Source organism: Tenacibaculum sp. E3R01, assembly GCF_003318185.1.
In the GTDB taxonomy this organism is placed as follows: domain Bacteria; phylum Bacteroidota; class Bacteroidia; order Flavobacteriales; family Flavobacteriaceae; genus Polaribacter; species Polaribacter halocynthiae.
Window position 1 is genome coordinate 23,114 of record NZ_QOCC01000020.1, and the last position, 25,871, is coordinate 48,984.

24 protein-coding genes and 5 tRNA genes are annotated in these 25,871 nt (G+C 31.8%); 21 read left to right on the forward strand and 8 right to left on the reverse strand.

The genetic code is table 11. From position 1 onward, the window contains the following. Window positions 1–8: 8 nt before the first annotated feature. The 20 genes from DS884_RS09140 (at window position 9) to DS884_RS09235 (ending at window position 17,465) form a co-directional block, all read left to right on the forward strand. Window positions 9–911, forward strand: coding sequence for a ComEA family DNA-binding protein (locus DS884_RS09140; RefSeq protein WP_113786556.1), 903 nt, complete (start codon window positions 9–11; stop codon window positions 909–911). Window positions 912–933: 22 nt separating this feature from the next. Then, entirely contained in the window at window positions 934–2,100 is a 1,167-nt protein-coding gene (locus DS884_RS09145) for an acyl-CoA dehydrogenase family protein (protein ID WP_093869055.1), read from the forward strand. Window positions 2,101–2,279: 179 nt separating this feature from the next. Beyond that, a complete protein-coding gene (rpsU, locus tag DS884_RS09150) occupies window positions 2,280–2,477 on the forward strand; it encodes a 30S ribosomal protein S21 (protein ID WP_093869054.1) in 198 nt (65 codons plus the stop codon). A gap of 94 nt (window positions 2,478–2,571) precedes the next feature. Continuing rightward, on the forward strand, window positions 2,572–3,462 hold the full coding sequence (locus DS884_RS09155) for a tyrosine-type recombinase/integrase (RefSeq protein WP_113786557.1): 891 nt from the start codon (window positions 2,572–2,574) through the stop codon (window positions 3,460–3,462). Window positions 3,463–3,475: 13 nt separating this feature from the next. Then, on the forward strand, window positions 3,476–3,784 hold the full coding sequence (hpf, locus tag DS884_RS09160; RefSeq protein ID WP_113786558.1) for a ribosome hibernation-promoting factor, HPF/YfiA family: 309 nt from the start codon (window positions 3,476–3,478) through the stop codon (window positions 3,782–3,784). Between the two features lie 96 nt (window positions 3,785–3,880). Continuing rightward, window positions 3,881–3,954 (forward strand) — tRNA-Thr (locus DS884_RS09165). Window positions 3,955–3,988: 34 nt separating this feature from the next. Further along, window positions 3,989–4,071, forward strand: a tRNA-Tyr gene (locus tag DS884_RS09170). A 69-nt stretch (window positions 4,072–4,140) separates the two neighbouring features. Then, window positions 4,141–4,213 (forward strand) — tRNA-Gly (locus DS884_RS09175). An 11-nt stretch (window positions 4,214–4,224) separates the two neighbouring features. Then, window positions 4,225–4,297 (forward strand) — tRNA-Thr (locus DS884_RS09180). 72 nt (window positions 4,298–4,369) lie between these two features. Beyond that, the gene (gene tuf, locus DS884_RS09185; RefSeq protein ID WP_093869053.1) at window positions 4,370–5,557 is read left to right on the forward strand and encodes an elongation factor Tu; all 1,188 of its coding nucleotides are present in this window, start codon (window positions 4,370–4,372) and stop codon (window positions 5,555–5,557) included. Between the two features lie 67 nt (window positions 5,558–5,624). Then, window positions 5,625–5,697, forward strand: a tRNA-Trp gene (locus DS884_RS09190). A gap of 53 nt (window positions 5,698–5,750) precedes the next feature. After that, window positions 5,751–5,942, forward strand: a complete 192-nt coding sequence (gene secE / locus DS884_RS09195) for a preprotein translocase subunit SecE (protein WP_093869052.1) — start codon at window positions 5,751–5,753, stop codon at window positions 5,940–5,942. Between the two features lie 2 nt (window positions 5,943–5,944). Further along, window positions 5,945–6,493 carry a transcription termination/antitermination protein NusG gene (gene nusG, locus DS884_RS09200; protein WP_093869051.1) on the forward strand — a complete coding sequence of 183 codons (549 nt, stop codon included), beginning with the start codon at window positions 5,945–5,947 and terminating at the stop codon, window positions 6,491–6,493. 67 nt (window positions 6,494–6,560) lie between these two features. After that, a complete protein-coding gene (gene rplK, locus DS884_RS09205) occupies window positions 6,561–6,998 on the forward strand; it encodes a 50S ribosomal protein L11 (protein ID WP_093869050.1) in 438 nt (145 codons plus the stop codon). Window positions 6,999–7,018: 20 nt separating this feature from the next. Then, window positions 7,019–7,711, forward strand: coding sequence for a 50S ribosomal protein L1 (gene rplA, locus DS884_RS09210; RefSeq protein ID WP_093869049.1), 693 nt, complete (start codon window positions 7,019–7,021; stop codon window positions 7,709–7,711). A 21-nt stretch (window positions 7,712–7,732) separates the two neighbouring features. Continuing rightward, window positions 7,733–8,248, forward strand: coding sequence for a 50S ribosomal protein L10 (gene rplJ / locus DS884_RS09215; RefSeq protein WP_093869048.1), 516 nt, complete (start codon window positions 7,733–7,735; stop codon window positions 8,246–8,248). 49 nt (window positions 8,249–8,297) lie between these two features. Continuing rightward, entirely contained in the window at window positions 8,298–8,672 is a 375-nt protein-coding gene (gene rplL, locus DS884_RS09220) for a 50S ribosomal protein L7/L12 (protein WP_093869047.1), read from the forward strand. A 235-nt stretch (window positions 8,673–8,907) separates the two neighbouring features. Then, the gene (gene rpoB / locus DS884_RS09225; protein ID WP_093869046.1) at window positions 8,908–12,717 is read left to right on the forward strand and encodes a DNA-directed RNA polymerase subunit beta; all 3,810 of its coding nucleotides are present in this window, start codon (window positions 8,908–8,910) and stop codon (window positions 12,715–12,717) included. A gap of 96 nt (window positions 12,718–12,813) precedes the next feature. Then, window positions 12,814–17,085 carry a DNA-directed RNA polymerase subunit beta' gene (rpoC, locus tag DS884_RS09230; protein ID WP_093869045.1) on the forward strand — a complete coding sequence of 1,424 codons (4,272 nt, stop codon included), beginning with the start codon at window positions 12,814–12,816 and terminating at the stop codon, window positions 17,083–17,085. A 68-nt stretch (window positions 17,086–17,153) separates the two neighbouring features. After that, window positions 17,154–17,465, forward strand: a complete 312-nt coding sequence (locus DS884_RS09235; RefSeq protein WP_093869044.1) for a DUF3467 domain-containing protein — start codon at window positions 17,154–17,156, stop codon at window positions 17,463–17,465. A 79-nt stretch (window positions 17,466–17,544) separates the two neighbouring features. On the opposite strand, the gene DS884_RS09240 is transcribed toward DS884_RS09235, so the two are convergent. The 8 genes from DS884_RS09240 to ccoS form a co-directional block, all read right to left on the reverse strand. Next, a complete protein-coding gene (locus DS884_RS09240) occupies window positions 17,545–18,378 on the reverse strand; it encodes a universal stress protein (protein ID WP_113786559.1) in 834 nt (277 codons plus the stop codon). 89 nt (window positions 18,379–18,467) lie between these two features. After that, window positions 18,468–19,172, reverse strand: a complete 705-nt coding sequence (locus tag DS884_RS09245) for a sulfite exporter TauE/SafE family protein (RefSeq protein WP_093869043.1) — start codon at window positions 19,170–19,172, stop codon at window positions 18,468–18,470. After that, complete coding sequence (locus tag DS884_RS09250) at window positions 19,172–19,618, reverse strand: FixH family protein (protein WP_113786560.1); 447 nt, start codon at window positions 19,616–19,618, stop codon at window positions 19,172–19,174. Before DS884_RS09250 ends, DS884_RS09245 begins: the two co-directional genes overlap by 1 nt. Before the next feature lie 42 nt (window positions 19,619–19,660). Further along, a complete protein-coding gene (gene ccoG / locus DS884_RS09255; RefSeq protein ID WP_113786561.1) occupies window positions 19,661–21,082 on the reverse strand; it encodes a cytochrome c oxidase accessory protein CcoG in 1,422 nt (473 codons plus the stop codon). A gap of 40 nt (window positions 21,083–21,122) precedes the next feature. Next, window positions 21,123–21,989, reverse strand: coding sequence for a cbb3-type cytochrome c oxidase N-terminal domain-containing protein (locus DS884_RS09260; RefSeq protein ID WP_113786562.1), 867 nt, complete (start codon window positions 21,987–21,989; stop codon window positions 21,123–21,125). Window positions 21,990–22,003: 14 nt separating this feature from the next. Further along, window positions 22,004–22,171 (reverse strand): CcoQ/FixQ family Cbb3-type cytochrome c oxidase assembly chaperone, encoded by a 168-nt coding sequence (locus DS884_RS09265; RefSeq protein ID WP_093869040.1) that lies wholly within the window; start codon window positions 22,169–22,171, stop codon window positions 22,004–22,006. Window positions 22,172–22,176: 5 nt separating this feature from the next. Beyond that, entirely contained in the window at window positions 22,177–24,378 is a 2,202-nt protein-coding gene (gene ccoN, locus DS884_RS09270) for a cytochrome-c oxidase, cbb3-type subunit I (RefSeq protein WP_113786563.1), read from the reverse strand. Window positions 24,379–24,404: 26 nt separating this feature from the next. Beyond that, window positions 24,405–24,572 carry a cbb3-type cytochrome oxidase assembly protein CcoS gene (gene ccoS, locus DS884_RS09275; protein ID WP_093869038.1) on the reverse strand — a complete coding sequence of 56 codons (168 nt, stop codon included), beginning with the start codon at window positions 24,570–24,572 and terminating at the stop codon, window positions 24,405–24,407. Window positions 24,573–24,958: 386 nt separating this feature from the next. Between ccoS and DS884_RS09280 the strand changes: the two genes are divergently transcribed. Further along, window positions 24,959–25,672 (forward strand): DUF3667 domain-containing protein, encoded by a 714-nt coding sequence (locus DS884_RS09280; RefSeq protein WP_113786564.1) that lies wholly within the window; start codon window positions 24,959–24,961, stop codon window positions 25,670–25,672. Window positions 25,673–25,871: the final 199 nt, after the last annotated feature.

The window sequence follows — 25,871 nt, forward strand, 5'->3', positions numbered from 1 at the left end:
CATATAAAATGAAGTTATTCAAATCCCATTTCTGGTATACTAAAAGCCAAAGAAATGGGATTTTCTTTTTAATAATTCTTATTGTCCTGTTGCAAGCTATATATGTATTTGTAAATTTTCATGAAGAAGAAACTGAAGATTTAGATGAAAATGAATTAGCAGTTTTTTTAAAAGAAATAGATAGCCTAAGGGAAGATAAACTTAAAAAGAAAGGGCCTAAGTTATATCCGTTTAATCCTAATTATATTTCTGATTACAAAGGGAGTAAATTAGGAATGTCTATAGATGAAATAGATAGATTACATGAGTTTAGAAAAAGAGGAAGATTTATAAATTCAAAAAAGGAATTTCAACAAGTAACAAAAATATCGGATAGTTTATTTTTTAAAATAGCGCCTTATTTTAAATTTCCTGATTGGGTAACTAAGAGAAATCTGAAAAAAAGAAATGACGCTGAAAATATAATCAGATCTAGTGCGAAGCAAAAAGAATTTGAAGAGGTTATTAAGTTCTCAAGTATTGATATAAATAAGGTCACATTAAGAGATGTGGTGAATTGTGTGGGGGATCAAGAGTTAGCTCAAAAATTATTAAATTATAGAAGTAGAATACAAGGGTTTACTTTTGTGTCACAATTAAACGAAGTTTCTGGAATTAAGGATAATGTTGTAAGAAAACTAAGGAGTACTTTTAAAATACTACATAAGCCGAAAATATTAAAAGTGAATGTAAATACAGCTACATTTAAAGAGGTTTTAAGAAATCCGTATATAGATTATATACTTTGTAAAAAAATATTTGATTATAAGGAGGAAGTTGCCGAAATTCAAAACATTGCTGAATTGAAAAATATTAGCGGTTTCCCATTAAAAAAATACGCTAGAATAGTCTTATATTTGGAAGCGAAATAAACAACAACTAATTATAAAATCAATGAATAGTATGTACTTTACTGAAGAGCACGAATCTTTTCGTCAAAGTTTTAAGGACTTTTTACAAAAAGAAGTTGTTCCTCATATAGATAAATGGGAAAAGGATGGGACTGTTGAACGTTTTATTTGGAAAAAGTTTGGGGAAATGGGCTACTTTGGTTTAAACCAGCCTGAAGAATATGGTGGATTAGGTTTAGATCTTTTTTATACGGTAATCTTTTTAGAAGAATTACAGAAAATTAATTCTGGAGGTTTTGCTGCAAACATGTGGGCTCATGCATATTTAGCCATGACGCATCTTAATAAAGAAGGAGATGATAGAATTAAAAAAGAATATTTAACACCAAGTATTGAAGGTGATAAAATAGGGTGCTTATGTATTTCTGAACCTTTTGGAGGAAGTGATGTTGCAGGAATGCGTACAACAGCAATAAAAGATGGAGATAATTTTGTGATTAATGGATCAAAAACATTTATAACAAATGGTGTTTACTCTGATTATTTAGTAGTTGCGGCAAAAACAAACCCTGAAGCAAAACATAAAGGGATGAGTATTTTTGTTGTTGATAGAAATGTACAGGGAGTTTCAGCTGTTAAATTAGATAAATTAGGATGGAGAGCATCTGATACCGCTGAAATAGCATTTGATAATGTTATTGTTCCTAAAGAAAACTTAATGGGAGAGGAAGGTTCTGGTTTTTCTTATATTATGCAACATTTTGCTTTAGAACGTTTGATTATGGGTATAAATGCGCATGCCAGATCTGAATATGCTGTAGATTATGCATTGCAATATATGAATGAAAGACAGGCATTTGGTAAACATTTAAATGAATTTCAAGCATTGAGGCATAAAGTTGCTGAAATGGCAAGTAAAGTTGATATGTGTAAAGAGTATAATTACTCAATCACAAAGCGATTAAATGATGGCCAATATGTAGTGAAAGAAGCAAGTATGAGTAAGTTGCTCTCTACAAAGATGGCTGATGAGGTTATATACGATGCTTTACAGTTATTAGGAGGGTATGGTTATATGGAGGATTATCCAATGGCAAGACTTTTAAGAGATAGTCGTTTAGGTCCAATAGGGGGTGGTACTTCTGAGATTTTAAAAGAGATTATTGCAAAAATGATTATCGATAAAAAAGAATATAGACCAGCAACCTAGTAGGTGCTGTATTCTCAAAATTATAATAGTTTTTTATAAGTAATTCTAGTGAAGAAAGTATTGATGATGAATAGTTTGAAAATAATTCACAAAAGATAATTGTATTTCAAAATTTGTTTTTATTTTTGCAGTCCTAAAAAATAAAATTTAGAGACAGACATGAAGGGAGGTGCAATTATATGTTAATCATTCCAGTAAAAGAAGGAGAGAATATTGATAGAGCGTTAAAACGTTACAAACGTAAATTTAGCAATACTAAAACAATGCGAGAATTACGTAATAGGAAGCAGTTTACAAAACCTTCAGTAGCTAATAGAGCTCGAAAAATAAAAGCATCTTATGTTCAGCAGTTAAGAACACAAGAAGAAATAGGATAAAAAATCCTTAAAATAAATAAAGTCCCGTATTATTTTAATACGGGACTTTTGTTTGTGGTAAACATTGGTTAAATTTGAGGATATACATTTATTTATGCTAGTAACATCGTTTTTGGAGTATTTAGAGTTTGAAAAGAAATATTCTAAACATACCATAATGGCTTACGAAAACGATTTGATAGCGTTTAAGGAGTTTTGTATAGAGAATTATGAAGAAGATGATTTAACGAGTATTCACTATCGTGAAATAAGAAATTGGATTGTAGATTTGGTGAATGGAGGTGTTTCGAATAGAAGTGTTAATCGGAAGGTGAGTTCATTAAAGTCATTTTATAATTTTTTGCAAAAAATAGAAGAAATTGATATAAATCCATTAGCAAAACATAAATCATTAAAGGTTCAGAAAAAAATCAATTCACCTTTTACGGAGTTGGAAATAAATAATGCAATAAATTTAATAAAAGAGAAAGATGATTTCGAAGGATTAAGAGATAGGTTAGTTGTTGAGTTGTTATATTCAACAGGTATAAGGAGGGCGGAATTGATTAGTCTTGAAGAAAAAAATATCGATTATGTTAATAATACTATAAAAGTTTTAGGTAAGAGAAATAAAGAAAGATTAGTTGTTTTGTTGCCATTTGTAGTGGAAACTATTGATAGTTATTTGATTAAGAAAAAAGAACTGTCGTTAACAGATGATGGTGGTTATTTATTGATGACTAAAAAGGGAGGTAAAATATATGAAACACTTGTTTATAGAATAATAAATTCGTACTTTAGTAGGGTGTCTACAAAAGGAAAAAAGAGTCCGCATGTGTTAAGGCACGCCTTTGCTACTCATTTATTAAATAATGGTGCATCGCTGAATTCGGTTAAAGAATTACTAGGGCATTCAAGTTTAGCCTCTACCCAAGTTTATACGCATAATAGCTTGGAAGAAATGAAAAAAGTGTTTAACATGGCTCACCCTAGAGGAGCTGATTAAAAATTGAAAGATTATGAAGGTATTTACACAATCTGTTAACTTCACCGCCGACAAGAAATTAATTGACTATATAGAGAGGAAAATAGGGGGCTTAGAAAAGTTTCATGATAAGATTGTTGATGCAGAGGTGTTTTTAAAAGTGCAAAAAACAAGTGAGAAGGAAAATAAAATTACTGAAGTAAAAGTTAATATACCAGGAAGTGAGTTGATGTTTAAAAAACAATATAAAACCTTTGAAGAGGGTATTAGTGTTGCGATTGAGTCGTTAAAAAGGCAGTTAAAAAAATCAAAAGAAAAGGATAAAGATTTTTTAGTGCTATAAAAATGAAAAAATTTTCAAAAAAAGTTTTAGAAAATCAAAATTACTTTATACATTTGCAGTCCGTTAGAAATAGCGGATTGTTTTTTGCAATAAAAAGCCGATGTAGCTCAGCTGGCTAGAGCAGCTGATTTGTAATCAGCAGGTCGTGGGTTCGAGTCCCTCCATCGGCTCAATTAAAGTTCATTAACATAGTACAATTAAAATGGGGAGATTCCAGAGCGGCCAAATGGGACGGACTGTAACTCCGTTGTCTTACGACTTCGCAGGTTCGAATCCTGCTCTCCCCACTTTTTAAAACTGATTAATTGATATATTAAGCTTCAATTTTTAATTATTAATGAAAGGTTTTAAAATCCGCGAGAGTAGCTCAGTTGGTAGAGCGTCAGCCTTCCAAGCTGAATGTCGCCGGTTCGAACCCGGTCTCTCGCTCTAATTTCCAAGCCGGTGTAGCTCAGTTGGTAGAGCGCATCCTTGGTAGGGATGAGGTCACGGGTTCAAATCCCGTCGCTGGCTCTTTTAGAGTATTTTAAAATAGGTTTTAAAGTAACACTAAATATATTTAACTAAGAATAAAAATTAATAATCATGGCAAAAGGAACTTATGATCGTTCGAAACCGCACTTAAACGTAGGTACTATTGGTCACGTAGATCACGGTAAAACTACTTTAACTGCTGCAATTACTAAGGTTTTAGCAGATGCAGGATATTCAGAAGCAAGAGCTTTTGATCAAATAGATAATGCTCCAGAGGAGAAAGAGAGAGGTATTACAATTAACTCTTCTCACGTAGAGTATCAAACAGCTAATCGTCACTATGCTCACGTTGATTGTCCAGGTCACGCCGATTATGTAAAGAACATGGTAACTGGTGCTGCACAAATGGATGGAGCTATCTTAGTAGTTGCTGCTACTGATGGTCCAATGCCACAAACTCGTGAACACATCTTATTAGGTCGTCAGGTAGGTATTCCACGTATCGTTGTTTTCTTAAACAAAGTTGACATGGTTGATGATGAGGAGTTATTAGAGTTAGTAGAAATGGAAGTAAGAGAATTATTATCTTTCTATGAATATGATGGAGATAATGGTCCTGTAGTTTCAGGTTCTGCTTTAGGAGCTTTAAATGGTGAAGAAAAATGGGTTAATACAGTTTTAGAATTAATGGAATCTGTAGATACTTGGATTGAAGAGCCACCAAGAGATACTGAAAAAGATTTCTTAATGCCAATTGAAGATGTATTCTCAATTACAGGTCGTGGTACTGTTGCTACTGGTCGTATTGAAACTGGTATCATCAATTCTGGTGACGCTGTTGAGATTATTGGTATGGGAGAAGAGAAATTAACTTCTACTGTAACTGGTATTGAAATGTTCCGTCAAATCTTAGATAGAGGTGAGGCTGGAGATAACGCTGGTATCTTATTAAGAGGTATAGCTAAAGAAGATATTAAAAGAGGAATGGTAATCTGTAAGCCAGGTTCTGTAACTCCACACGCTAAGTTTAAAGCTGAGGTGTATATCTTAAAGAAAGAAGAAGGTGGACGTCATACTCCATTCCATAATAACTACCGTCCTCAGTTTTATGTACGTACTACTGATGTTACTGGAAACATTAACTTACCTGATGGAGTTGAAATGGTAATGCCAGGAGATAACTTAACAATTACTGTTGATTTAATCCAACCAATTGCATTAAACTTAGGTTTACAGTTCGCAATCCGTGAAGGAGGTAGAACAGTTGGTGCTGGTCAGGTAACTGAAATTTTAGACTAATTTTAAGGTCTTAAATATATAAAATAAGGAGTCTCTTTAAAAAGAGAGGCTCCTTTTAAAATGAAATACGGGTTTAGCTCAGTTGGTAGAGCACTGGTCTCCAAAACCAGGTGTCGGGGGTTCGAGTCCCTCAATCCGTGCAAAACTAAAACGAGTTACAGGTTTTTCTGTAACTCGTTAAAAGGATAAAATCATGAATAACTTTATACAATACATTAAAGATTCTTTTGAAGAATTAAATACTAATATGACTTGGGTATCTAGAGAAGAGGCTCAAAAGTCAACGGTAGTTGTAGCTGCATTTACTATAGTTTTTGCATTAGCTGTAGCAGGAATTGATTGGGTTTTTCAAACAGGGTTAGATAACTTCTTTAAAAGGTTTTAATAATGGCTGAGTCAGTGATGAAGTGGTATGTTGTTAGAGCTATTGGTGGTCAAGAGAATAAAGTGAAAACTTATATCGAAACTGAAATAGCACGTCATGGTTTATCTGATTTTGTAAGTCAAGTAATTGTTCCGACAGAAAAAGTTATTCAAGTAAGAAATGGAAAAAAAATAAACCGTGAAAGAGTTTATTTTCCAGGGTACATAATGGTTGAGGCTAACTTAGCTGGAGAAGTACCACACATAATAAAATCAGTAACTGGAGTTATTGGTTTTTTAGGTGAAACTAAAGGAGGAGATCCTGTGCCTATGAGAAAATCAGAGGTAAATAGAATGTTAGGTAAAGTAGATGAGTTATCTGTAAAGGATGAAAATATTGCAATACCATATAACGTAGGAGAAACTGTAAAAGTAATTGATGGTCCTTTTAATGGATTTGATGGTACAGTTGAAAATGTAAATGAAGAAAAGCGTAAGCTTGAGGTAATGGTTAAGATTTTCGGAAGAAAAACACCATTAGAATTGAATTACATGCAAGTAGAGAAAATATAATTGTTACAACCTATATTTTGATTTGTTTTTAGCTTCCACTTTTAAACAAATCGTTAAATCTTAAACAATGGCAAAAGAAGTAAGTAAATTAGTAAAACTACAAGTAAGGGGAGGTGCAGCGAATCCGTCGCCACCAGTTGGACCCGCTTTAGGTGCTGCCGGTGTTAACATCATGGAGTTCTGTAAGCAGTTTAATGCACGTACACAGGACAAACAAGGTAAAGTATTACCTGTTGTTATTACTGTTTATACTGACAAATCATTTGAATTTGTAGTAAAAACACCACCAGCTGCAGTACAATTATTAGAAGCGGCCAAAATTAAGAAAGGTTCAGGTGAACCTAATAGGAAAAAAGTAGCAAAAGTTTCTTGGGATCAAATTCGAGGAATTGCAGAAGACAAAATGGTTGATATGAATGCCTTTGAAGTTGAATCTGCAATGAGAATGATCGCTGGAACAGCTCGTTCTATGGGATTAACAGTAACGGGCGATGCTCCTGCATAAACTTAAAAGAGATTTAGAAAATGGCAAGATTGACTAAAAAACAAAAAGAGGCTCACGCTAAATTAGATAGCTCTAAAGTTTATAACTTAACAGAAGCATCAGCTTTAGTAAAAGATATTACAAATGTTAAATTTGATGCATCTGTAGATTTAGCAGTACGTTTAGGAGTAGATCCTCGTAAAGCTAATCAAATGGTTCGTGGTGTTGTAACATTACCACACGGAACAGGTAAAGATGTAAAAGTTTTAGCATTAGTTACTCCAGATAAAGAAGCAGAAGCTACAGCAGCTGGTGCAGATTATGTTGGATTAGATGAATACCTTCAAAAAATTAAAGGAGGATGGACAGACGTTGATGTAATAATCACTATGCCTAGTGTTATGGGTAAATTAGGTCCTTTAGGTCGTATTTTAGGACCAAGAGGTTTAATGCCTAACCCTAAAACAGGTACAGTAACAATGGATGTATCAAAAGCAGTAACAGAAGTAAAAGCTGGTAAAATTGACTTTAAAGTTGATAAAACTGGTATCGTACATGCTGCAATCGGGAAAGTATCTTTTGATGCTAAAAAGATTGAAGAAAATGCAAACGAGTTATTGCAAACACTTATTAAATTAAAGCCAACAGCAGCAAAAGGAGAGTACATAAAAAGTATCTTTATGTCTTCAACTATGAGTCCTAGTGTTGCTATTGATGAAAAATCTTTATCATAAGGCAGTTAAAACTTTTTAATCATGACTAGAGAGGAAAAATCACAAGTAATAGAAGATTTAACAGCACAATTAGCAGATACTAATACCATTTATTTAGCAGATATATCTGGATTAGATGCTGTTACTACATCAAACTTACGTAGAGCTTGTTTTAAAGCGAATGTACAGTTATCTGTTGTTAAGAACACATTGCTTTCAAAAGCAATGGAAGCTTCTGATAAAGAATTTGCTGAGTTACAAGATGTATTAAAAGGTAATACTTCAATGTTAATTTCTGAAGCATCTAATGCTCCAGCTAAAGTTATCAAAGAGTTCAGAAAAAAATCAGATAAGCCTTTATTAAAAGGTGCATATGTTGAAGAAGCAGTTTATGTTGGTGATGACCAATTAGACGCTCTTGTAAACATCAAATCTAGAGAAGAACTTATTGGAGATATTATCTCATTATTACAATCGCCTGCTAAAAATGTTGTTTCAGCATTACAATCAGGTGGTAACAAACTTTCAGGTATTCTTACAACGTTATCTGAAAAATAATTACGCGCACTAATAAACTAAAATAATAAAATTTTTAAAAACAATTAAAATGGCAGATTTAAAAGATTTCGCAGAACAATTAGTTAACTTAACAGTAAAAGAAGTTAATGAATTAGCTGATATTTTAAAAGAAGAGCATGGTATTGAGCCAGCTGCAGCAGCAGTAGCAGTAGCAGGACCAGCTGGAGGAGCAGGTGAAGCAGCTGAAGAGCAAACTGAATTTGATGTTATCTTAAAAGCAGCAGGAGGTTCTAAATTAGCAGTTGTTAAATTAGTTAAAGAATTAACTGGTTTAGGATTAAAAGAAGCTAAAGGTATCGTTGATAGCGCACCAGCAGCAGTAAAAGAAGGTGTATCTAAAGATGAGGCTGAAGGTCTTAAAAAGTCTTTAGAAGAAGCTGGAGCTGAAGTAGAGCTTAAGTAATATCTTTCCCGGTTATTAAACGGGATAAACAATAAAGGTTTAGGTACTAGAAACTTATGTTTTTAGTCCTAAACCATTTTGTGTATATATTCGTTCTTTATCTTATCACATAAGTTTAATTTGTGATTATACGATAATAATAAACTGATTAACAGTCGGTTGTTGCAATAAAAATTGCATTATTGAAACAATAAGTTTCAAAAAATATATTTTTAATTTAAAAATAGTATCTCTTTTGGCAACGATAAACACTACTGAAAGAATTAACTTCGCATCATCAAAATTAGGAGCAGATTATCCTGATTTTCTTGATATTCAGGTAAAATCTTTTCAAGACTTTTTCCAACTGCAAACTAAAGCAGAACAGCGAGGTAATGAAGGTTTATATAAAACTTTCATGGACAACTTTCCGATTACTGATACCCGTAATCAATTTGTATTAGAATTTTTAGACTATTTTGTTGACCCGCCTAGGTATAGCATTCAAGAATGTATAGAGCGTGGTTTAACACATAGTGTACCTTTAAAAGCACGTTTAAAGTTATATTGTACTGATCCTGAACATGAAGATTTTGAAACTATTGTTCAAGATGTTTATTTAGGTACAATACCTTATATGACAAATTCTGGAACGTTTATTATAAACGGAGCAGAACGTGTTGTGGTATCACAATTACACCGTTCACCAGGTGTATTCTTCGGTCAATCTTTCCATGCTAATGGAACTAAATTATACTCTGCAAGAGTTATTCCATTTAAAGGTTCTTGGATTGAATTTGCAACCGATATCAATCAAGTGATGTATGCTTATATTGATAGAAAGAAAAAATTACCAGTAACGACATTATTCAGAGCCATAGGTTTTGAAAGAGATAAAGATATTTTAGAAATTTTTGATTTAGCTGAAGAAATAAAAGTTTCAAAAGCTGGATTAAAAAAAGTATTAGGGCGAAAATTAGCGGCAAGAGTATTAAAAACTTGGCATGAAGATTTTGTTGATGAAGATACTGGAGAGGTAGTATCTATTGAGCGTAATGAAATAGTTTTTGACCGTGATACAATTTTAGAGAAAGAACATATTGATGAAATAATTGAAGCTGGAGCAAAAACTATCTTATTACATAAAGAAGATAATTTGCTTGCAGATTATGCCATCATTCATAATACATTACAAAAAGATCCTACGAATTCTGAAAAAGAAGCAGTAGAACATATTTATAGACAATTACGTAATGCTGAACCGCCAGATGAGGAAACAGCAAGAGGTATTATAGATAAATTGTTTTTCTCTGAACAACGTTATAGTTTAGGAGAAGTAGGACGTTTTAGAATGAATACCAAACTTGGTCTTAACGAAGCAATAGACCAAAAAGTATTAACTAAAACAGATATAATTACAATTATCAAATACTTAATTGAATTAATAAATTCAAAAGCAGAAGTAGATGATATTGATCACTTATCTAACCGTCGTGTTAGAACAGTAGGAGAACAATTAGCTGGTCAATTTGGAGTAGGTTTAGCTCGTATGGCACGTACTATTCGTGAGCGTATGAACGTTCGTGATAACGAGGTATTTACACCAATTGATTTGATTAATGCTAAAACATTATCTTCAGTAATTAATTCTTTCTTTGGAACTAACCAGTTATCTCAATTCATGGATCAAACGAATCCATTAGCTGAGATTACACATAAGCGTCGTTTATCGGCTTTAGGACCTGGAGGTTTATCAAGAGAAAGAGCAGGTTTTGAGGTTCGTGATGTTCACTATACTCATTATGGTCGTTTATGTCCTATTGAAACACCAGAGGGACCAAATATTGGGTTAATTTCTTCATTAGCTGTATTTGCAAAGGTTAATAACCTTGGATTTATAGAAACACCTTATAAGAAAGTTGATAATGGTGTTGTAGAAGATAATGAACCTATATATTTAAGTGCTGAAGAAGAAGAAGGAATGAAGATTGCACAATCTAATCTTCCTGTTTCTAGTGAAGGAGCAATTGAATCTGAGAGAGTTATTGCTCGTGAAGAAGGAGATTTTCCAGTTGAAACTCCAGATGCAATTAACTATATGGATGTTGCACCTAATCAAATTGCATCTATATCAGCATCATTAATTCCGTTCTTAGAACATGATGATGCCAACCGTGCATTAATGGGATCGAATATGATGCGTCAAGCAGTTCCATTATTACGTCCTCAATCTCCAATTGTAGGTACAGGTTTAGAGCGTAGAGTAGCTAAAGATTCTCGTATTCTAATAAATGCAGAAGGAGCAGGTACAGTTCAATACGTAGATGCAAATAGAATTACAATTAAGTATGATAGAACTGAGGATGAGCGTACAGTAAGCTTTGATTCTGATGAGAAATCATATAACTTAATTAAGTTTAGAAAAACAAATCAAGGAACAAACATTAACCTAAAACCAATTGTAAAAGTTGGAGATAGAGTTGAAGAAGGTCAAGTTCTTTGTGAAGGTTATGCAACTCAAAAAGGTGAATTAGCTTTAGGACGAAATATGAAAGTAGCCTTCATGCCTTGGAAAGGGTATAACTTTGAGGATGCGATTGTAATTTCTGAAAAAGTTGTTCGTGAAGATATTTTTACTTCTATTCATATTGATGAATATTCTTTAGATGTTCGTGATACAAAATTAGGAGCTGAAGAGTTAACTAATGATATTCCTAATGTTTCTGAAGAGGCTACTAAAGACTTAGACGAAAACGGAATGATTCGTATTGGAGCAGAAGTTAATCCTGGAGATATCTTAATAGGAAAGATAACACCAAAAGGAGAATCTGACCCAACACCAGAAGAAAAATTATTACGTGCTATTTTTGGAGACAAAGCAGGTGATGTAAAAGATGCATCATTAAAAGCTTCACCTTCATTAAGAGGAGTTGTAATAAATAAAAAATTATTCAAACGTGCAGTAAAAGATAAAAATAAGCGTGCTAGAGATAAAGAAGCAATAGCTACTTTAGAAGCATCTTACGTATCAAAGTTTGAAGGTTTAAAAGATATATTAATAGACAAGTTATTTAACTTAATAACTGGAAAAACCTCTCAAGGTGTTTATAACGATTTAGGTGAAGAAGTATTACCAAAAGGTAAGAAATTTACTCAAAAAATGTTAAATTCAGTTGGAGACTTTACTCACTTACACGGAACTTGGACTACTGATAAAGATTTAAATAATTTAGTTGTTGAATTAGTTCACAACTATAAAATTAAAGTAAACGATTTACAAGGTGTATTACGTCGTAAAAAGTTTACAATTTCTGTAGGAGATGAATTACCTGCTGGTATTTTAAAGCTTGCTAAAATTTATGTAGCTAAAAAACGTAAATTAAAAGTTGGTGATAAAATGGCAGGACGTCACGGAAATAAAGGTATTGTTGCGCGTATCGTACGTCAAGAAGATATGCCTTTCTTAGAAGACGGAACACCTGTAGATATAGTTCTTAATCCATTAGGGGTACCATCGCGTATGAATATTGGTCAAATTTATGAAACTGTTCTTGGTTGGGCAGGTGAAAAATTAGACCAAAAATATGCAACACCAATTTTTGATGGGGCAAATATTAACGAAATTAATGCTTTAACAGATGAAGCAGGAATCCCTCGTTACGGTCATACATACTTATATGATGGTGGAACAGGAAAACGTTTTGATCAACCAGCAACAGTTGGAATAATTTATATGATTAAGTTAGGTCACATGATTGAAGATAAAATGCACGCGCGTTCTATTGGACCTTATTCATTAATTACACAACAACCATTAGGAGGTAAGGCTCAGTTTGGAGGTCAGCGTTTTGGAGAGATGGAAGTTTGGGCACTTGAAGCATATGGAGCATCAAGTATCTTACGTGAAATCTTAACCGTGAAGTCTGATGATGTATTAGGAAGAGCTAAAACATACGAAAGTATTGTTAAAGGTGAAACTATGCCAGAACCAGGTTTACCTGAATCATTTAACGTATTAATGCATGAACTTAAAGGTTTAGGATTAGACGTTAAGTTAGAAGAATAATCACAGTGAAATGTCTCAGGGTTAAAACCCTGAGACAAATCATTTTTTCATATCAGTCTTACGTAAGACATTTATTTTTAATTCGAATCCATTATCATGGCAAGAAAAAACGAAAAATACACTGTTAAGAAGTTTAACAAAATTTCAATAGGTTTAGCATCACCAGAGTCTATTTTAGAGGCTTCTAGAGGTGAGGTTTTAAAACCAGAAACAATTAACTACCGTACTCATAAACCAGAAAGAGATGGTTTATTTTGTGAGCGTATCTTTGGTCCTGTAAAAGATTATGAGTGTGCGTGTGGTAAATATAAAAGAATACGATATAAAGGTATCGTATGTGACCGTTGTGGTGTAGAAGTAACTGAGAAAAAAGTTCGTAGAGATAGAGTAGGTCATATTAATTTAGTAGTACCAGTAGCACATATTTGGTACTTCAGATCATTACCTAACAAAATGGGATACCTTTTAGGGTTACCATCTAAGAAGTTAGATATGATTATTTACTACGAAAGATATGTAGTAATTCAGCCAGGTATCGCTAAAAATTCTGAAGGAGAGCCATTACAAAAAATGGATTTCTTAACTGAAGAAGAGTATTTAGACATTGCGGATGAACTTCCACAAGATAATATGTATTTAGAAGACTCTGACCCAAATAAGTTTATAGCTAAAATGGGAGCAGATTGTTTAATTGATTTATTAGAAAGAATCGATTTAGATACTTTATCTTATGAGTTACGTCATAAAGCAAATACTGAAACATCTAAACAACGTAAAAATGAAGCGTTAAAGCGTTTAAATGTTGTTGAAGCATTTAGAGATTCTCAAAAAAATAGAGAGAATAAACCTGAATGGATGATAATGAAGGCGGTACCAGTTATACCACCAGAATTACGTCCATTAGTACCTCTTGATGGAGGGCGTTTTGCTACTTCTGATTTAAATGACTTATATCGTCGTGTAATTATCCGTAACAATCGTTTAAAACGATTAATGGAAATTAAAGCACCAGAAGTAATTTTACGTAATGAAAAACGTATGTTACAAGAATCAGTAGATTCATTATTTGATAACACACGTAAGGCATCAGCTGTAAAAACAGAATCTAACAGACCATTAAAATCATTATCTGATAGTTTAAAAGGTAAACAAGGACGTTTCCGTCAAAACTTATTAGGTAAGCGTGTTGATTATTCTGCGCGTTCTGTAATTGTTGTTGGACCTGAATTAAGATTATTTGAATGTGGACTGCCAAAAGATATGGCAGCAGAATTATACAAGCCTTTTGTTATTCGTAAATTAATAGAAAGAGGTATTGTTAAGACTGTAAAATCTGCAAAGAAAATTATAGATAGAAAAGAACCTGTAGTTTGGGATATTTTAGAAAATGTAATTAAAGGACATCCAGTTTTACTAAACCGTGCTCCTACGTTACACCGTTTAGGTATTCAAGCATTCCAACCTAAATTAATTGAAGGAAAAGCAATTCGTTTACATCCACTTGCTTGTTCTGCCTTCAATGCCGATTTTGATGGTGATCAAATGGCGGTTCACTTACCATTAGGACCTGAAGCAATTTTAGAAGCTCAGTTATTAATGTTAGGTTCTCATAATATTTTGAATCCTGCAAATGGAGCACCTATTACGGTACCATCTCAGGATATGGTATTAGGTTTATACTACATGACTAAAGAAAGAAAGTCAACTCCTGAAGTGCCTATTAAAGGTGAAGGATTAACTTTCTATTCTCCAGAAGAAGTTATTATAGCTTTAAATGAAGAAAGAGTAGACTTAAATGCGGGAATTAAAGTTCGTACGCATGATGTTGTTGATGGTGAGCACGTTACTAGAATTATAGCAACTACAGTTGGTAGAGTTTTATTTAACGAAAAAGTACCAAAAGCTGCAGGATACATTAATGATGTATTAACTAAGAAGTCTTTAAGAGGTGTTATTAGTGGTATTTTAAAGGTAACTGATATTCCTTCTGTTGGTAATTTCTTAGATGAAATTAAAAATATGGGATATAAATACGCCTTCGAAGGTGGTTTATCTTTCTCATTAGGTGATATTATTATTCCTGCTGAAAAGCAATCTATGATTGCTGAAGCTAACAAAGAAGTTGATGGAATTATAATGAACTATAACATGGGTATGCTTACTCAGAAAGAACGTTATAATCAGGTAATTGATATTTGGGGTAGAACCAATAACCAATTAACTGAGTTGTCTATGAAACGTTTACGTGAAGACCAACAAGGATTTAACTCAGTATTTATGATGTTAGATTCTGGAGCGCGTGGATCTAAAGAACAGATTCGTCAGCTTACAGGTATGCGTGGATTAATGGCAAAACCTAAAAAATCTACAGCTGGAGGTGGAGAAATTATTGAGAATCCAATTCTTTCTAACTTTAAGGAAGGGTTATCAATTTTAGAATACTTTATCTCTACGCACGGTGCTCGTAAAGGTCTTGCGGATACGGCTTTAAAAACGGCCGATGCAGGTTACTTAACACGTCGTTTAGTAGATGTTTCTCAAGATGTAATTGTAAATGAAGATGATTGTGGTACATTAAGAGGATTAGAAGTTACTCCATTAAAGAAAAATGATGAAATAGTTGAATCATTAAGTGATAGAATTTCAGGACGTACTGCATTACATGATGTTTTCAAGCCAACTACTGATGAAATTTTAATTGGAGCTGGAGAATTAATTACTCCTAAGTTAGCTGAAATTATTCAAGAGTCTGGTATTGATAGAGTTGAAGTTCGTTCAGCATTAACATGTGAATCTCAAAGAGGAATATGTGCTAAGTGTTACGGACAAAGTTTATCTACTGGTAAAAAAGTTCAAAGAGGTGAAGCAGTAGGAGTTATTGCAGCACAATCTATTGGAGAGCCGGGTACACAGTTAACATTACGTACGTTCCACGTTGGTGGGGTAGCAGGTAATATTTCTGAAGATAATAAGTTAATAGCTAAATTTGAAGGAAAAGTTTCTATTGATGATTTACGTACTGTAAAAGGTAAAGATAACGAAGGAAAAGAAATTGAAATCGTTATTTCACGTACAGCAGAAATTAAAATTACTGATAAGAAAACAGGAATTACTTTAAGTACAAATATTATCCCTTACGGATCTACTATCTTTAATAAAGAAAGAAAAGATATTAAGAAAGGTGATGTAGTTTGTCAGTGGGATCCATTTAACGGTGTTATTGTTTCTGAATTTGGAGGTAGAGTTAAGTTTGATAACTTAGAACAAGGTATAAACTACTCTGTTGAAGTTGATGAGCAAACCGGTTTCCAAGAAAAAGTAATGACTGATTCTAAAAATAAAAAAATTATTGCTTCATTAATTATTGAAGATGCAGACGGTAATGCTTTACGTTCGTATAGTTTACCTGTAGGTGCACATTTAATGGTAAGTGATGGTGATAAAGTTGAGTCTGGTCATACTTTAGTTAAAATTCCACGTAAGTCTGGTAAAGCAGGGGATATTACAGGAGGTTTACCACGTGTAACTGAATTATTTGAAGCACGTAATCCATCTAATCCAGCTGTTGTAGCTCAAATTGATGGGGTAGTATCTTTCGGTAAAATTAAGAGAGGTAACCGTGAAATTATAATCGAGTCTAAAACTGGAGAAATTAAGAAATACTTAATTAAATTATCTAACCAGATTTTAGTTCAAGAGAATGACTTTATAAAAGCAGGTATGCCATTATCTGATGGAGCAACAACTCCTATAGATATTTTAAATATTAAAGGACCTTCAGCTGTTCAAGAATACTTAGTAAATGAAATACAAGAAGTATATCGTTTACAAGGGGTAAAGATTAACGATAAGCATTTTGAAGTAGTTGTACGTCAAATGATGCGTAAAGTTAGAGTTATCGATTCAGGTGATACTTTATTCTTAGAAAACCAATTAATTCATAAAAATGATTTCATTAAGCAGAATGATGCTATTTATGGAATGAAAATCGTTGAAGAAGCTGGTGATTCTGAAAACTTAAAAGCAGGACAGATGATATCTGCACGTCAATTAAGAGATGAAAACTCTTTATTACGTAGATCAGATAAAGACTTAGTAGTAGCACGTGATGTTCAACCAGCAACAGCTGAGCAGGTATTACAAGGTATTACAAGAGCGTCATTACAAACAAAATCGTTTATTTCTGCGGCATCGTTCCAGGAAACTACGAAAGTTTTAAATGAAGCTGCTGTTAATGGTAAGATAGATACATTAGAAGGATTAAAAGAGAATGTAATTGTAGGTAAGAGAATACCAGCAGGAACAGGAATGAGAAGCTACGATACACAAATTGTAGGTCCTAAAGATGAAATAGAAAATAGTTTATAAAAACTATTGTAATTATAAGGAAAGACCTCTATTTTAGAGGTCTTTCTTTTTAAACGTAATATTGTAGTATGGACGAAAATAACAATGACCCACAATTAAATATTGAATTAGATCAAGATATAGCTGAAGGAACGTATAGTAATTTAGCAATCATCAATCATTCAGTTTCTGAGTTTATAGTTGATTTTATAAATATTATGCCTGGTGTACCTAAGGCAAAAGTAAAATCGAGAATTATTTTAACACCACAACATGCTAAAAGACTTACAAAGGCATTAGCTGAAAATATTCGTAAGTTTGAACAAGCTCATGGTGAAATTAAAGATTATGAACAACCACCTATTCCTATGAATTTTGGAGGTACAACTGGAGAAGCATAAAAAGTTAAATAAATTTCAATTATACTTTTTAATTTTTTTTGAAAATATTAAAAGCCCACATTTGTGGGCTTTTTTAGTGTTATATTTTAAAAGTAATCACAGGCAATGTACTGTGGTTGGCAATATCTTCGGATATACTACCTTCAAAAAAGTGTGCAATTCCTTTTCTACCGTGGGTAGCTAAAACTAATACATCTGCATCAATAGTATTTGCATAATATAAAACACCTTCTTCAATCGAGTAATCAGCAATAATTTTAATGTTATTAAATGAGTCTATTGCTTCATGTGTTTTATTAATGAATTTACTTACTTTATCATTAATTTCTTTAGTGCTTTTAAAATTTGATGTTGGTGTAGTTACATAAGTTAATTTTAAATCACAGCCCAAAGCACTAAAGAAAGCCTTTGCTTCTTGATATGGTTTAATATCATCATCAGAGAAATCACAAGCAAAAACAGCCGTTTTTAAATCTGTTTCAATAGGTTTTTCTTTAATAACTAATACAGGAACGTTTGCATAACGTATTACTTTTTCCGTGTTAGAGCCAATAAACATTTCTTTTAAGCCACTTGTGCCACGTGATCCCATAATAATTAAATCAGCATTTTCTTCTCTTGATAGTTGATCTAATTCACTAAATATTTTGAAATGTTTAATTACTGGTGTTACTTTCACTGAGTTTAAATACTCTTTATTTAAAAAATCTGAAAATTTTCTTTCAGCTAGTTTATAGTAAAATATAGTTTCTTGTTGTGCATATGATTCTGATTGTGAAGCTATAGCATTAGAAAGCTCAAGCATATGAACAGCAATGATTTCAGCATTGTGTTTTTTTGCTAAATAGGCGGCAGATTTTAATGCGTTTTCAGAATAGATTGAAAAATCAATAGGAACAATTATTCTTTTCATAATTTAAAGGTTTTGATTGATACTCTAAGTTATGATATTTTGTGTTTTTAAAACATGATTTATATCAGTCTAAGAAAGAAAATATTGTTTTAATGGCAACCTTTTGCTGTTTCACTAATTGTAGAAACTAACTCACTTGGAGAGATGTATGGAATGCCTAAACCTAGGCCACGAAGTATAAATAAAACACCTATCGAAGCAACAACATAAGGAATTGCTTTTTGAATTTTTTGTCTAATTGAAACATTTGCAAAATTACCAATATATACAACTGTCGTCATTAAAGGAATTGTGCCTAAACCGAATAAAAACATATATAAACTTCCTTCTAAAGCATTAGATGTTGTTAAAGCACCAAATACAGCCATATAAACTAAACCACATGGAAGAAACCCATTAAGAAAACCTATGGTAAAAAATGTATCATTTCCTTTCTTTTTTAACTCATTTCCTAAAGCTGATTTTACTTTAAATATTAATTTGTTAATTGGTTTAGAAAAAATTGTGATTTTGCGTGCTATTTTAGGAAGCAATACAATTAATATCATTAAAAGCCCTACAATGATTGATAATTGTTGTTGAAAGCCAAAGAAATAAAAACTTTTTCCGAGCAATCCGAAAAGAAGTCCCATTAAGCTATAGGTAAGAGTTCTTCCAAAATGATAACTCGTAATTTGAAAAAATTGTTTTACTTTATTAGTCCTATCTATAGGTAACATAAAAGCTATAGGACCACACATTCCAATGCAGTGGAAACTACCTAATAATCCTAATATAATAGCTGATAATAACATTAGTAAATAAGTTCTTCTTTAAATAAATAGTTTCTACCTTTGTATTGCCAACTTATGGTAATGTTCCATCGACCACCCAATAAACGGTTCTCAGGCACGAGCAAATATGTATTGGAAAGTGAAAGTGGTATTTCGAAATCCAATTGTTTATTAGATGGTCTGTATAGAAACATTTTACCTTTTATTTTTTTGTAGTCAAAATCTTTAGGAAAATTAATAATTAAGCCTTCTTTAGATTTATTTATAGTAATGTTGTTTTTTAATCTTTTAGCATTTTTTGTAGCCTCAATGTTTTGCTGAAAATCTAATTCTTTTTGATAATATTTTTCAGTTACTAAATCATGATTATACCCTTGTTTTGTGCTCATTGTAATTACAAAGTACATTATAAAGCTCATAAAAGCGATGATTGATATTACTATACCCGTGCCCCAGTTTAGTTTCATTTTATTGTTTTTTTATGTTATTATATTTATATAATAACTGGTTTATCTATAGCTCCTTGGACCTAAGAAGTTTGTTGTTGTTGTTTCAATGAGTTTAGTACCACTATAAACTCCAATTTTTAATTTTTCTTTATCACCTTTCATTATAGATTTATGTAATTCTATAAATAAAGTGCCCTCAGCCAAACCTTGCTTTGGAATTTCAAAGTTTTGATGTGTTACAATTTCAATTTTACCTTTATGCGATATTAGTTTATAACTAACATTATTTATTTGTTGTGTAGTTTTATTAATTACTTTAAACGTATAAATATTACTAATAATACCATTTTCTTTATGTTCATATAATTGCCCTGGAAGTCTTAATATAGTTGCTTCAACATCATTTCGTAAAAACAACATTCCTATTAAAACACCAATTAATATAAATAAGACTGCTGTATAGCCTTTCATTCTGGCATTAAACTTAAAAGGAGCCTTTTTACTAATGTTTTCTTCACTAGCATACCTGATTAAACCTTTGGGAAGACCAACTTTTTCCATCATATGATCGCATTCATCAATACAGGCAGTACAATTAACACATTCAAGTTGTGTTCCGTTTCTAATATCTATACCAGTTGGACAAACATTAACACACTGAAAACAATCTATACAATCTCCTTTTCCAGAAGCCTTTCTATCTTCGTTCTTTTTGAATTTTGCTCTACCATTTTCTTTTTCTCCTCTAACATGATCATAAGCAACATTAATAGTTTTGTTGTCTAATAATACACCTTGTAATCTTCCGTATGGACAAGCTATAATACATACTTGTTCTCTAAACCAAGCGAATATAAAATAGAAAACACTTGTAAATATTAGTAATGAAATTAGTGTGCTTATATTCTCAAAAGGATTACCAGTTATGTAGGTAATTAATCTATCTCCACCAATAAGATACGCCAAAAATACATTAGCAATTATAAATGAAATTATAAAAAAGATAACCCATTTTAAAACTCTCTTCTTTATTTTTTCAGCATTCCATTGTTGTTTATCTAATCGAATTTGTTTCCCTCTATCTCCTTCTATTAAGTATTCAATTTTTCTGAAAACCATTTCTAAAAAAATCGTTTGCGGGCAAATCCATCCACAAAATATCCGACCAAAAACAACAGTAAATAGGATAATAAAAACAACACCAATTATCATTGATACCACGAGTAAATGGAAATCTTGTGGCCAAAAAGGAAAACCAAAAATGTTAAATTGCCTATCTAAAACATTAAATAGTAAAAATTGATTCCCGTTTATTTTAATGAATGGAGCTGATAATAAAATGAATAATAGAAAATAGCTTATATATGTACGGTACTTGTAAAAAACACCACTAGGTTTTTTAGGGAAAACCCAAGAACGTTTACCATCACTATTTATAGTGCTAATACTATCTCTAAAAACTTCATCCTTGGGTGTTTCCATAATAACTAACTATTAAAAAACCAAAATTTTAATTTCTTATTTATTCTTCTTCGTATAAATCTCCTTGAGGAGCTTTGGCTTTGGCAGGAGTTGTTCCTTGTAATGATAAAACATAACTAGAAACTTTTTGAATATCTTTAGGTTTTAATGTTTTTCCCCAAGCTACCATACCTTTACCATCTCTACCTCCTTTTGAAATAGTTTTGAAAACATTTTTTATACCTCCACCTAAAATCCAATATTTATCGGTTAAGTTAGGGCCAATACCTCCACCACCATCTTTTAAATGACAAGCAGCACAGTTTAAATTGAATACGGCTTTTCCTCTATTTAAATCACTTTCGTCTGTTAAAACAGTAACCGTTTCCATATCAATAATAGCTTCTTTAGAGGTAGATTTAAAGGCTGCTAATTCACGTTTTGCTATAGCAACAGATTTTTCATATTCTACAATTTGATTGTCACCATTAAAAACGTGGTATTTTACTAAATAGATAACTCCAAAAATCATAGTAGCATAAAACATATATAGCCACCATGGCGGTAAGTTGTTATCTAGTTCTTTAATTCCATCATAGTTATGGTCTAACTCAATTTCACCTTCTTCTTCAATAGCTTTAGCTTGAGTCCATTTAGTAATAAGATCTTTAGCCCAAGCCCAATGATCAACTTCTTCAGGCTTAATTCCGTCTTTTTCTAATTGAAGTTCTTCAGCTTTTTGCTGAGCTACAATATTTACTAATTCTTTTAAAAGAACTACTAAAATTAATGCTACTAAAGCTATCCAAACTAAAGGGTTTTCATACAAGCTAAAAGGATTTTCGTATGACATTATAGCTTTAACTATAGCAAAAAATGTAATAGCTATAAAAGAGATATATGCTAATGATTGAAAATATTTTTTCATCTTCTTTTATTTTACTAATTATCTAATGGTAATTGACTTACTTTACTTATATATTCATTTTTGGCAGTATATACCCACCAAAACAGTACTACAAAAAAGGTAAAGAAAATGGTTAATGAAATCATTGGGTAAATTTCAATTCCGGTAATACTCTCTAGGTGATTTTTTACAAATTTTAACATGATTTCTATTTTTTAGAACTTAATTGATCTTGAACATCTTTTACTTTAATATCTGTACCTAATCGTTGTAAATAAGCGATTAAAGCAACAATTTCTCTATCTTTCATTTCAATAAATTCAACACCATTTTCTTGAGCATACTGTTTGTCAGATGCGTAATTTTTTGCAAAATCTGGGTCAGCATGTAAATTTTCTTGAATCTTCATTCCTTGAGCATCCATATTAGCTTGTGCATTAGCAATTTCTTCATCAGTATAAGGAACACCAAGACTTACCATTGCTTTCATTTTTCCTTCAGTACTAGATTTATCTAATTTGCTTCTCATTAACCATTTGTAGCTAGGCATAATAGAACCAGGTGATGTACTTTGAGGATCATACATGTGATTTAAGTGCCAACTATCAGAATATTTTCCACCAATTCTTAATAAATCAGGACCAGTACGTTTACTACCCCACAAGAATGGGTGATCATATACAAACTCTCCAGCTTTAGCGTATTCTCCATAACGTTCTACTTCACTTCTAAAAGGACGAATCATTTGTGAGTGACATCCAACGCAACCTTCACGTATATATAAGTCTCTACCTTCTAATTCTAAAGGACTATAAGGTTTTACACTCGTTATAGTTGGAATGTTTGATTTTACTAAAAGTGTTGGTATAATTTGAATAACACCACCAATTAAGATTGCTACAGTAGCATAAATAGTTAACTTAATAGGTCTTCTTTCTAACCAAGTGTGCCATGTTTCACTACCAGTTCTATGTTTAGATACTTTTGTTAAGGCTGGTGCCTCTGCTAAATCATCTGTCACATCACTACCAGATTTAACTGTTTTTATAACGTTGTATAGCATTACAAATGCTCCAACAATAAACATACTACCTCCAATAGCGCGCATCCAATACATTGGTATAATTTCGTTGACAGTTTCTAAAAAATTACCATAAGTTAATGTTCCGTCAGGGTTAAATTGTTTCCACATAGAAGCTTGAACAAAACCAGCAACATACATTGGTAAAGCATACATAATAATACCTAGCGTACCAATCCAAAAATGGAAGTTAGCTAAAGCTGTAGAATATAATTTTGTTTTAAACATACGAGGTATTAACCAATACAGCATACCAAAGGTTAAAAAGCCGTTCCATGCTAAAGCTCCAACGTGAACGTGTGCTATAATCCAGTCACTAAAGTGGGCAATTGCATTTACGTTTTTTAACGATAACATTGGCCCTTCAAAGGTTGCCATACCATACCCAGTAATAGCTACTACCATGAACTTTAAAACAGGATCTGTACGTACTTTATCCCATGCTCCGCGAAGAGTTAATAAACCATTAATCATACCTCCCCAAGAAGGAGCTATAAGCATTACTGAAAAAGCAACTCCTAAATTTTGAGCCCATTCAGGTAATGAAGTATATAATAAATGGTGAGGACCTGCCCAGATATAAATAAATATCAACGACCAGAAGTGAACAATTGATAGTCTATAAGAATATACAGGTCTGTTAGCAGCTTTAGGTACAAAGTAATACATTAATCCTAAAAATGGAGTTGTTAAGAAAAATGCTACTGCATTATGTCCATACCACCATTGAACTAAAGCATCTTGAACCCCAGCGTATACAGAGTAACTTTTTAAAAAGCCTACAGGTAATGCTAAACTGTTAAAAATATGAAGAACTGCTACAGTAACAAAAGTACCTAGATAAAACCATACAGCTACATAAAGATGACGCTGTCTTCTTTTCATAATGGTCCATATCATGTTTACACCGAAAGCTACCCAAACTAATGCAATAGCAATATCAATAGGCCATTCTAGTTCAGCATATTCTTTTGATGATGTATACCCTAAAGGTAATGTTATTGCCGCTGCAACAATAATTAATTGCCACCCCCAAAAATTAAAATTACTTAAAAAATCATTAGCCATTCTTGCTTTTAATAACCTTTGTAGTGAGTAATAAATACCTGCAAAAATTGCATTTCCTACAAAGGCAAAAATTACTGCGTTGGTATGTAAAGGGCGTAAACGACCAAAACTTAACCATGAAATTCCGTCAGTAATATTTGGGAATAAAAACATAAAAGCCAATAGCAAACCTACTGAGAACCCTACAATCCCCCAGAGTAACGTTGCATAGATGAATTTTTTTACGATTTTATTATCGTAATAAAATTGTTGCATTTCCATAATCTATTTGAATTTAATATCTATTGTTAGTTGTTAATTTTTTCTTCGTTAACTAATTCATCATCAAATAACATACGAACAGAAGGTGTGTACGAATCATCGTACTGTCCTTTTTTTACGGAAACAATAAATGCTATAAAGAAAACAATAGCCACTAAAATACTTAGTGAAAGTAGTAAGTAAATAACGCTCATATCTTGCCTGATAATAATACATCAAAGGTAGTTTTGAAGGCTTTCTTAAAATATGATATTTGTCATGTTTACTAATTTAGTTGGTTTTTAAATACAGAAAAAAGAAAGATTTTTTGAGTTTTGATTATTTAATCTACACATTTATACCATTCGTCGATACTTTTTGTCGATTAAACGGCTGAGATAAACTAAACAACTAATAAGCAGTTTTAATTTTAGTTAAGTATTTACTTTTACAGTATCAAAATTATTTTCCCCTAAAGATAAATTGATTCCCTTAAGTTTATTATTAAAAAGCTCATTAGTAAAACAATGAGCTTTTTTAAGTTTTAAACATTTTTTATATACTTTTACAAACTAACATTAGCATTTTAAGTAAATTTTAAATGAATTGTATTTCATGTAATCATGAACATGATGAGAAATTTTGTCCTAATTGTGGAGAGAAAAAGAATGTAGAAAAAATAACATTTACATCAATGTTTAATTACGCATTTTTATCAGTAGCTAATATGGATAAAGGTTTTTTGTTTAATGTAAAAACATTAATTATAAATCCTAAAAAAGTTATTTTAGAATATATTGAGGGGAAGAGGAAAGGAGTTTTAAATCCAATATCATTTTTAATTATTACAATTTCGATTTATTTAATTGTTGAGGGGATATTTAGAGTACCGAAAACAATTAATGAAGTTGGTGTAAATGATCTAGTATTTCGAAAAATAGGTAATGCAGGAGGAAGGTTTATAAGAGAATATCTTAAATTTTTCTGGATATTTTCAATAATTCCTTTAAGTTTTTTTACAAAATTGGTTTTTAGAAAATATAATTATTCTGAGCATCTAGCAATTAGTTCATTTGTTGTTGGTCAAGCCACTTTGTTTGGATTGTTAAGTTATATGGTTTTTAAAAGCCCTTTATTACTTGATCCAATAGTGTATTTTTTTATAATAATTTTATTATATAGGGTTTTTGTAGGGAAAAATAATAAAGTTGAGATAGTTACCTTATCTATTATTTCTGTTTTTTTATTTTTTTTCACTTTGTTTTTATCTACTCTTCTCATAGGTTTTTTAAAAGTTAAGTATTCATTTTTTTAGAAAATTAAGAATATCTATTTTACCATTCATCGATACTTTTAGTTTATTAATCAGTTGTTGCAGTAGAAGCAACTAATAAATGTTACATTTTTTTAATAAGAAGATATATTTACAGTATCAAAATTATTTTCCCCTTTTAGATAAATTGATTCCCCTTGAATATTATATTAAAACTCATTAGACATCTAATGAGTTTTTT

Coding starts and splice junctions, on each gene's coding strand:
- DS884_RS09250 (WP_113786560.1), bottom strand. CDS start 19,618: ATGAAACTAAACTGGGGCACGGGTATAGTAATATCAATCATCGCTTTT.
- DS884_RS09245 (WP_093869043.1), bottom strand. CDS start 19,172: ATGTTATTATCAGCTATTATATTAGGATTATTAGGTAGTTTCCACTGC.
- secE (WP_093869052.1), top strand. CDS start 5,751: ATGAATAACTTTATACAATACATTAAAGATTCTTTTGAAGAATTAAAT.
- DS884_RS09260 (WP_113786562.1), bottom strand. CDS start 21,989: ATGAAAAAATATTTTCAATCATTAGCATATATCTCTTTTATAGCTATT.
- DS884_RS09280 (WP_113786564.1), top strand. CDS start 24,959: ATGAATTGTATTTCATGTAATCATGAACATGATGAGAAATTTTGTCCT.
- rplL (WP_093869047.1), top strand. CDS start 8,298: ATGGCAGATTTAAAAGATTTCGCAGAACAATTAGTTAACTTAACAGTA.
- hpf (WP_113786558.1), top strand. CDS start 3,476: ATGAAGGTATTTACACAATCTGTTAACTTCACCGCCGACAAGAAATTA.
- ccoN (WP_113786563.1), bottom strand. CDS start 24,378: ATGGAAATGCAACAATTTTATTACGATAATAAAATCGTAAAAAAATTC.
- rpoC (WP_093869045.1), top strand. CDS start 12,814: ATGGCAAGAAAAAACGAAAAATACACTGTTAAGAAGTTTAACAAAATT.
- DS884_RS09235 (WP_093869044.1), top strand. CDS start 17,154: ATGGACGAAAATAACAATGACCCACAATTAAATATTGAATTAGATCAA.
- nusG (WP_093869051.1), top strand. CDS start 5,945: ATGGCTGAGTCAGTGATGAAGTGGTATGTTGTTAGAGCTATTGGTGGT.
- DS884_RS09140 (WP_113786556.1), top strand. CDS start 9: ATGAAGTTATTCAAATCCCATTTCTGGTATACTAAAAGCCAAAGAAAT.
- rpsU (WP_093869054.1), top strand. CDS start 2,280: ATGTTAATCATTCCAGTAAAAGAAGGAGAGAATATTGATAGAGCGTTA.
- rplJ (WP_093869048.1), top strand. CDS start 7,733: ATGACTAGAGAGGAAAAATCACAAGTAATAGAAGATTTAACAGCACAA.
- ccoS (WP_093869038.1), bottom strand. CDS start 24,572: ATGAGCGTTATTTACTTACTACTTTCACTAAGTATTTTAGTGGCTATT.
- tuf (WP_093869053.1), top strand. CDS start 4,370: ATGGCAAAAGGAACTTATGATCGTTCGAAACCGCACTTAAACGTAGGT.
- DS884_RS09155 (WP_113786557.1), top strand. CDS start 2,572: ATGCTAGTAACATCGTTTTTGGAGTATTTAGAGTTTGAAAAGAAATAT.
- DS884_RS09265 (WP_093869040.1), bottom strand. CDS start 22,171: ATGTTAAAATTTGTAAAAAATCACCTAGAGAGTATTACCGGAATTGAA.
- rplA (WP_093869049.1), top strand. CDS start 7,019: ATGGCAAGATTGACTAAAAAACAAAAAGAGGCTCACGCTAAATTAGAT.
- rplK (WP_093869050.1), top strand. CDS start 6,561: ATGGCAAAAGAAGTAAGTAAATTAGTAAAACTACAAGTAAGGGGAGGT.
- ccoG (WP_113786561.1), bottom strand. CDS start 21,082: ATGGAAACACCCAAGGATGAAGTTTTTAGAGATAGTATTAGCACTATA.
- DS884_RS09145 (WP_093869055.1), top strand. CDS start 934: ATGAATAGTATGTACTTTACTGAAGAGCACGAATCTTTTCGTCAAAGT.
- DS884_RS09240 (WP_113786559.1), bottom strand. CDS start 18,378: ATGAAAAGAATAATTGTTCCTATTGATTTTTCAATCTATTCTGAAAAC.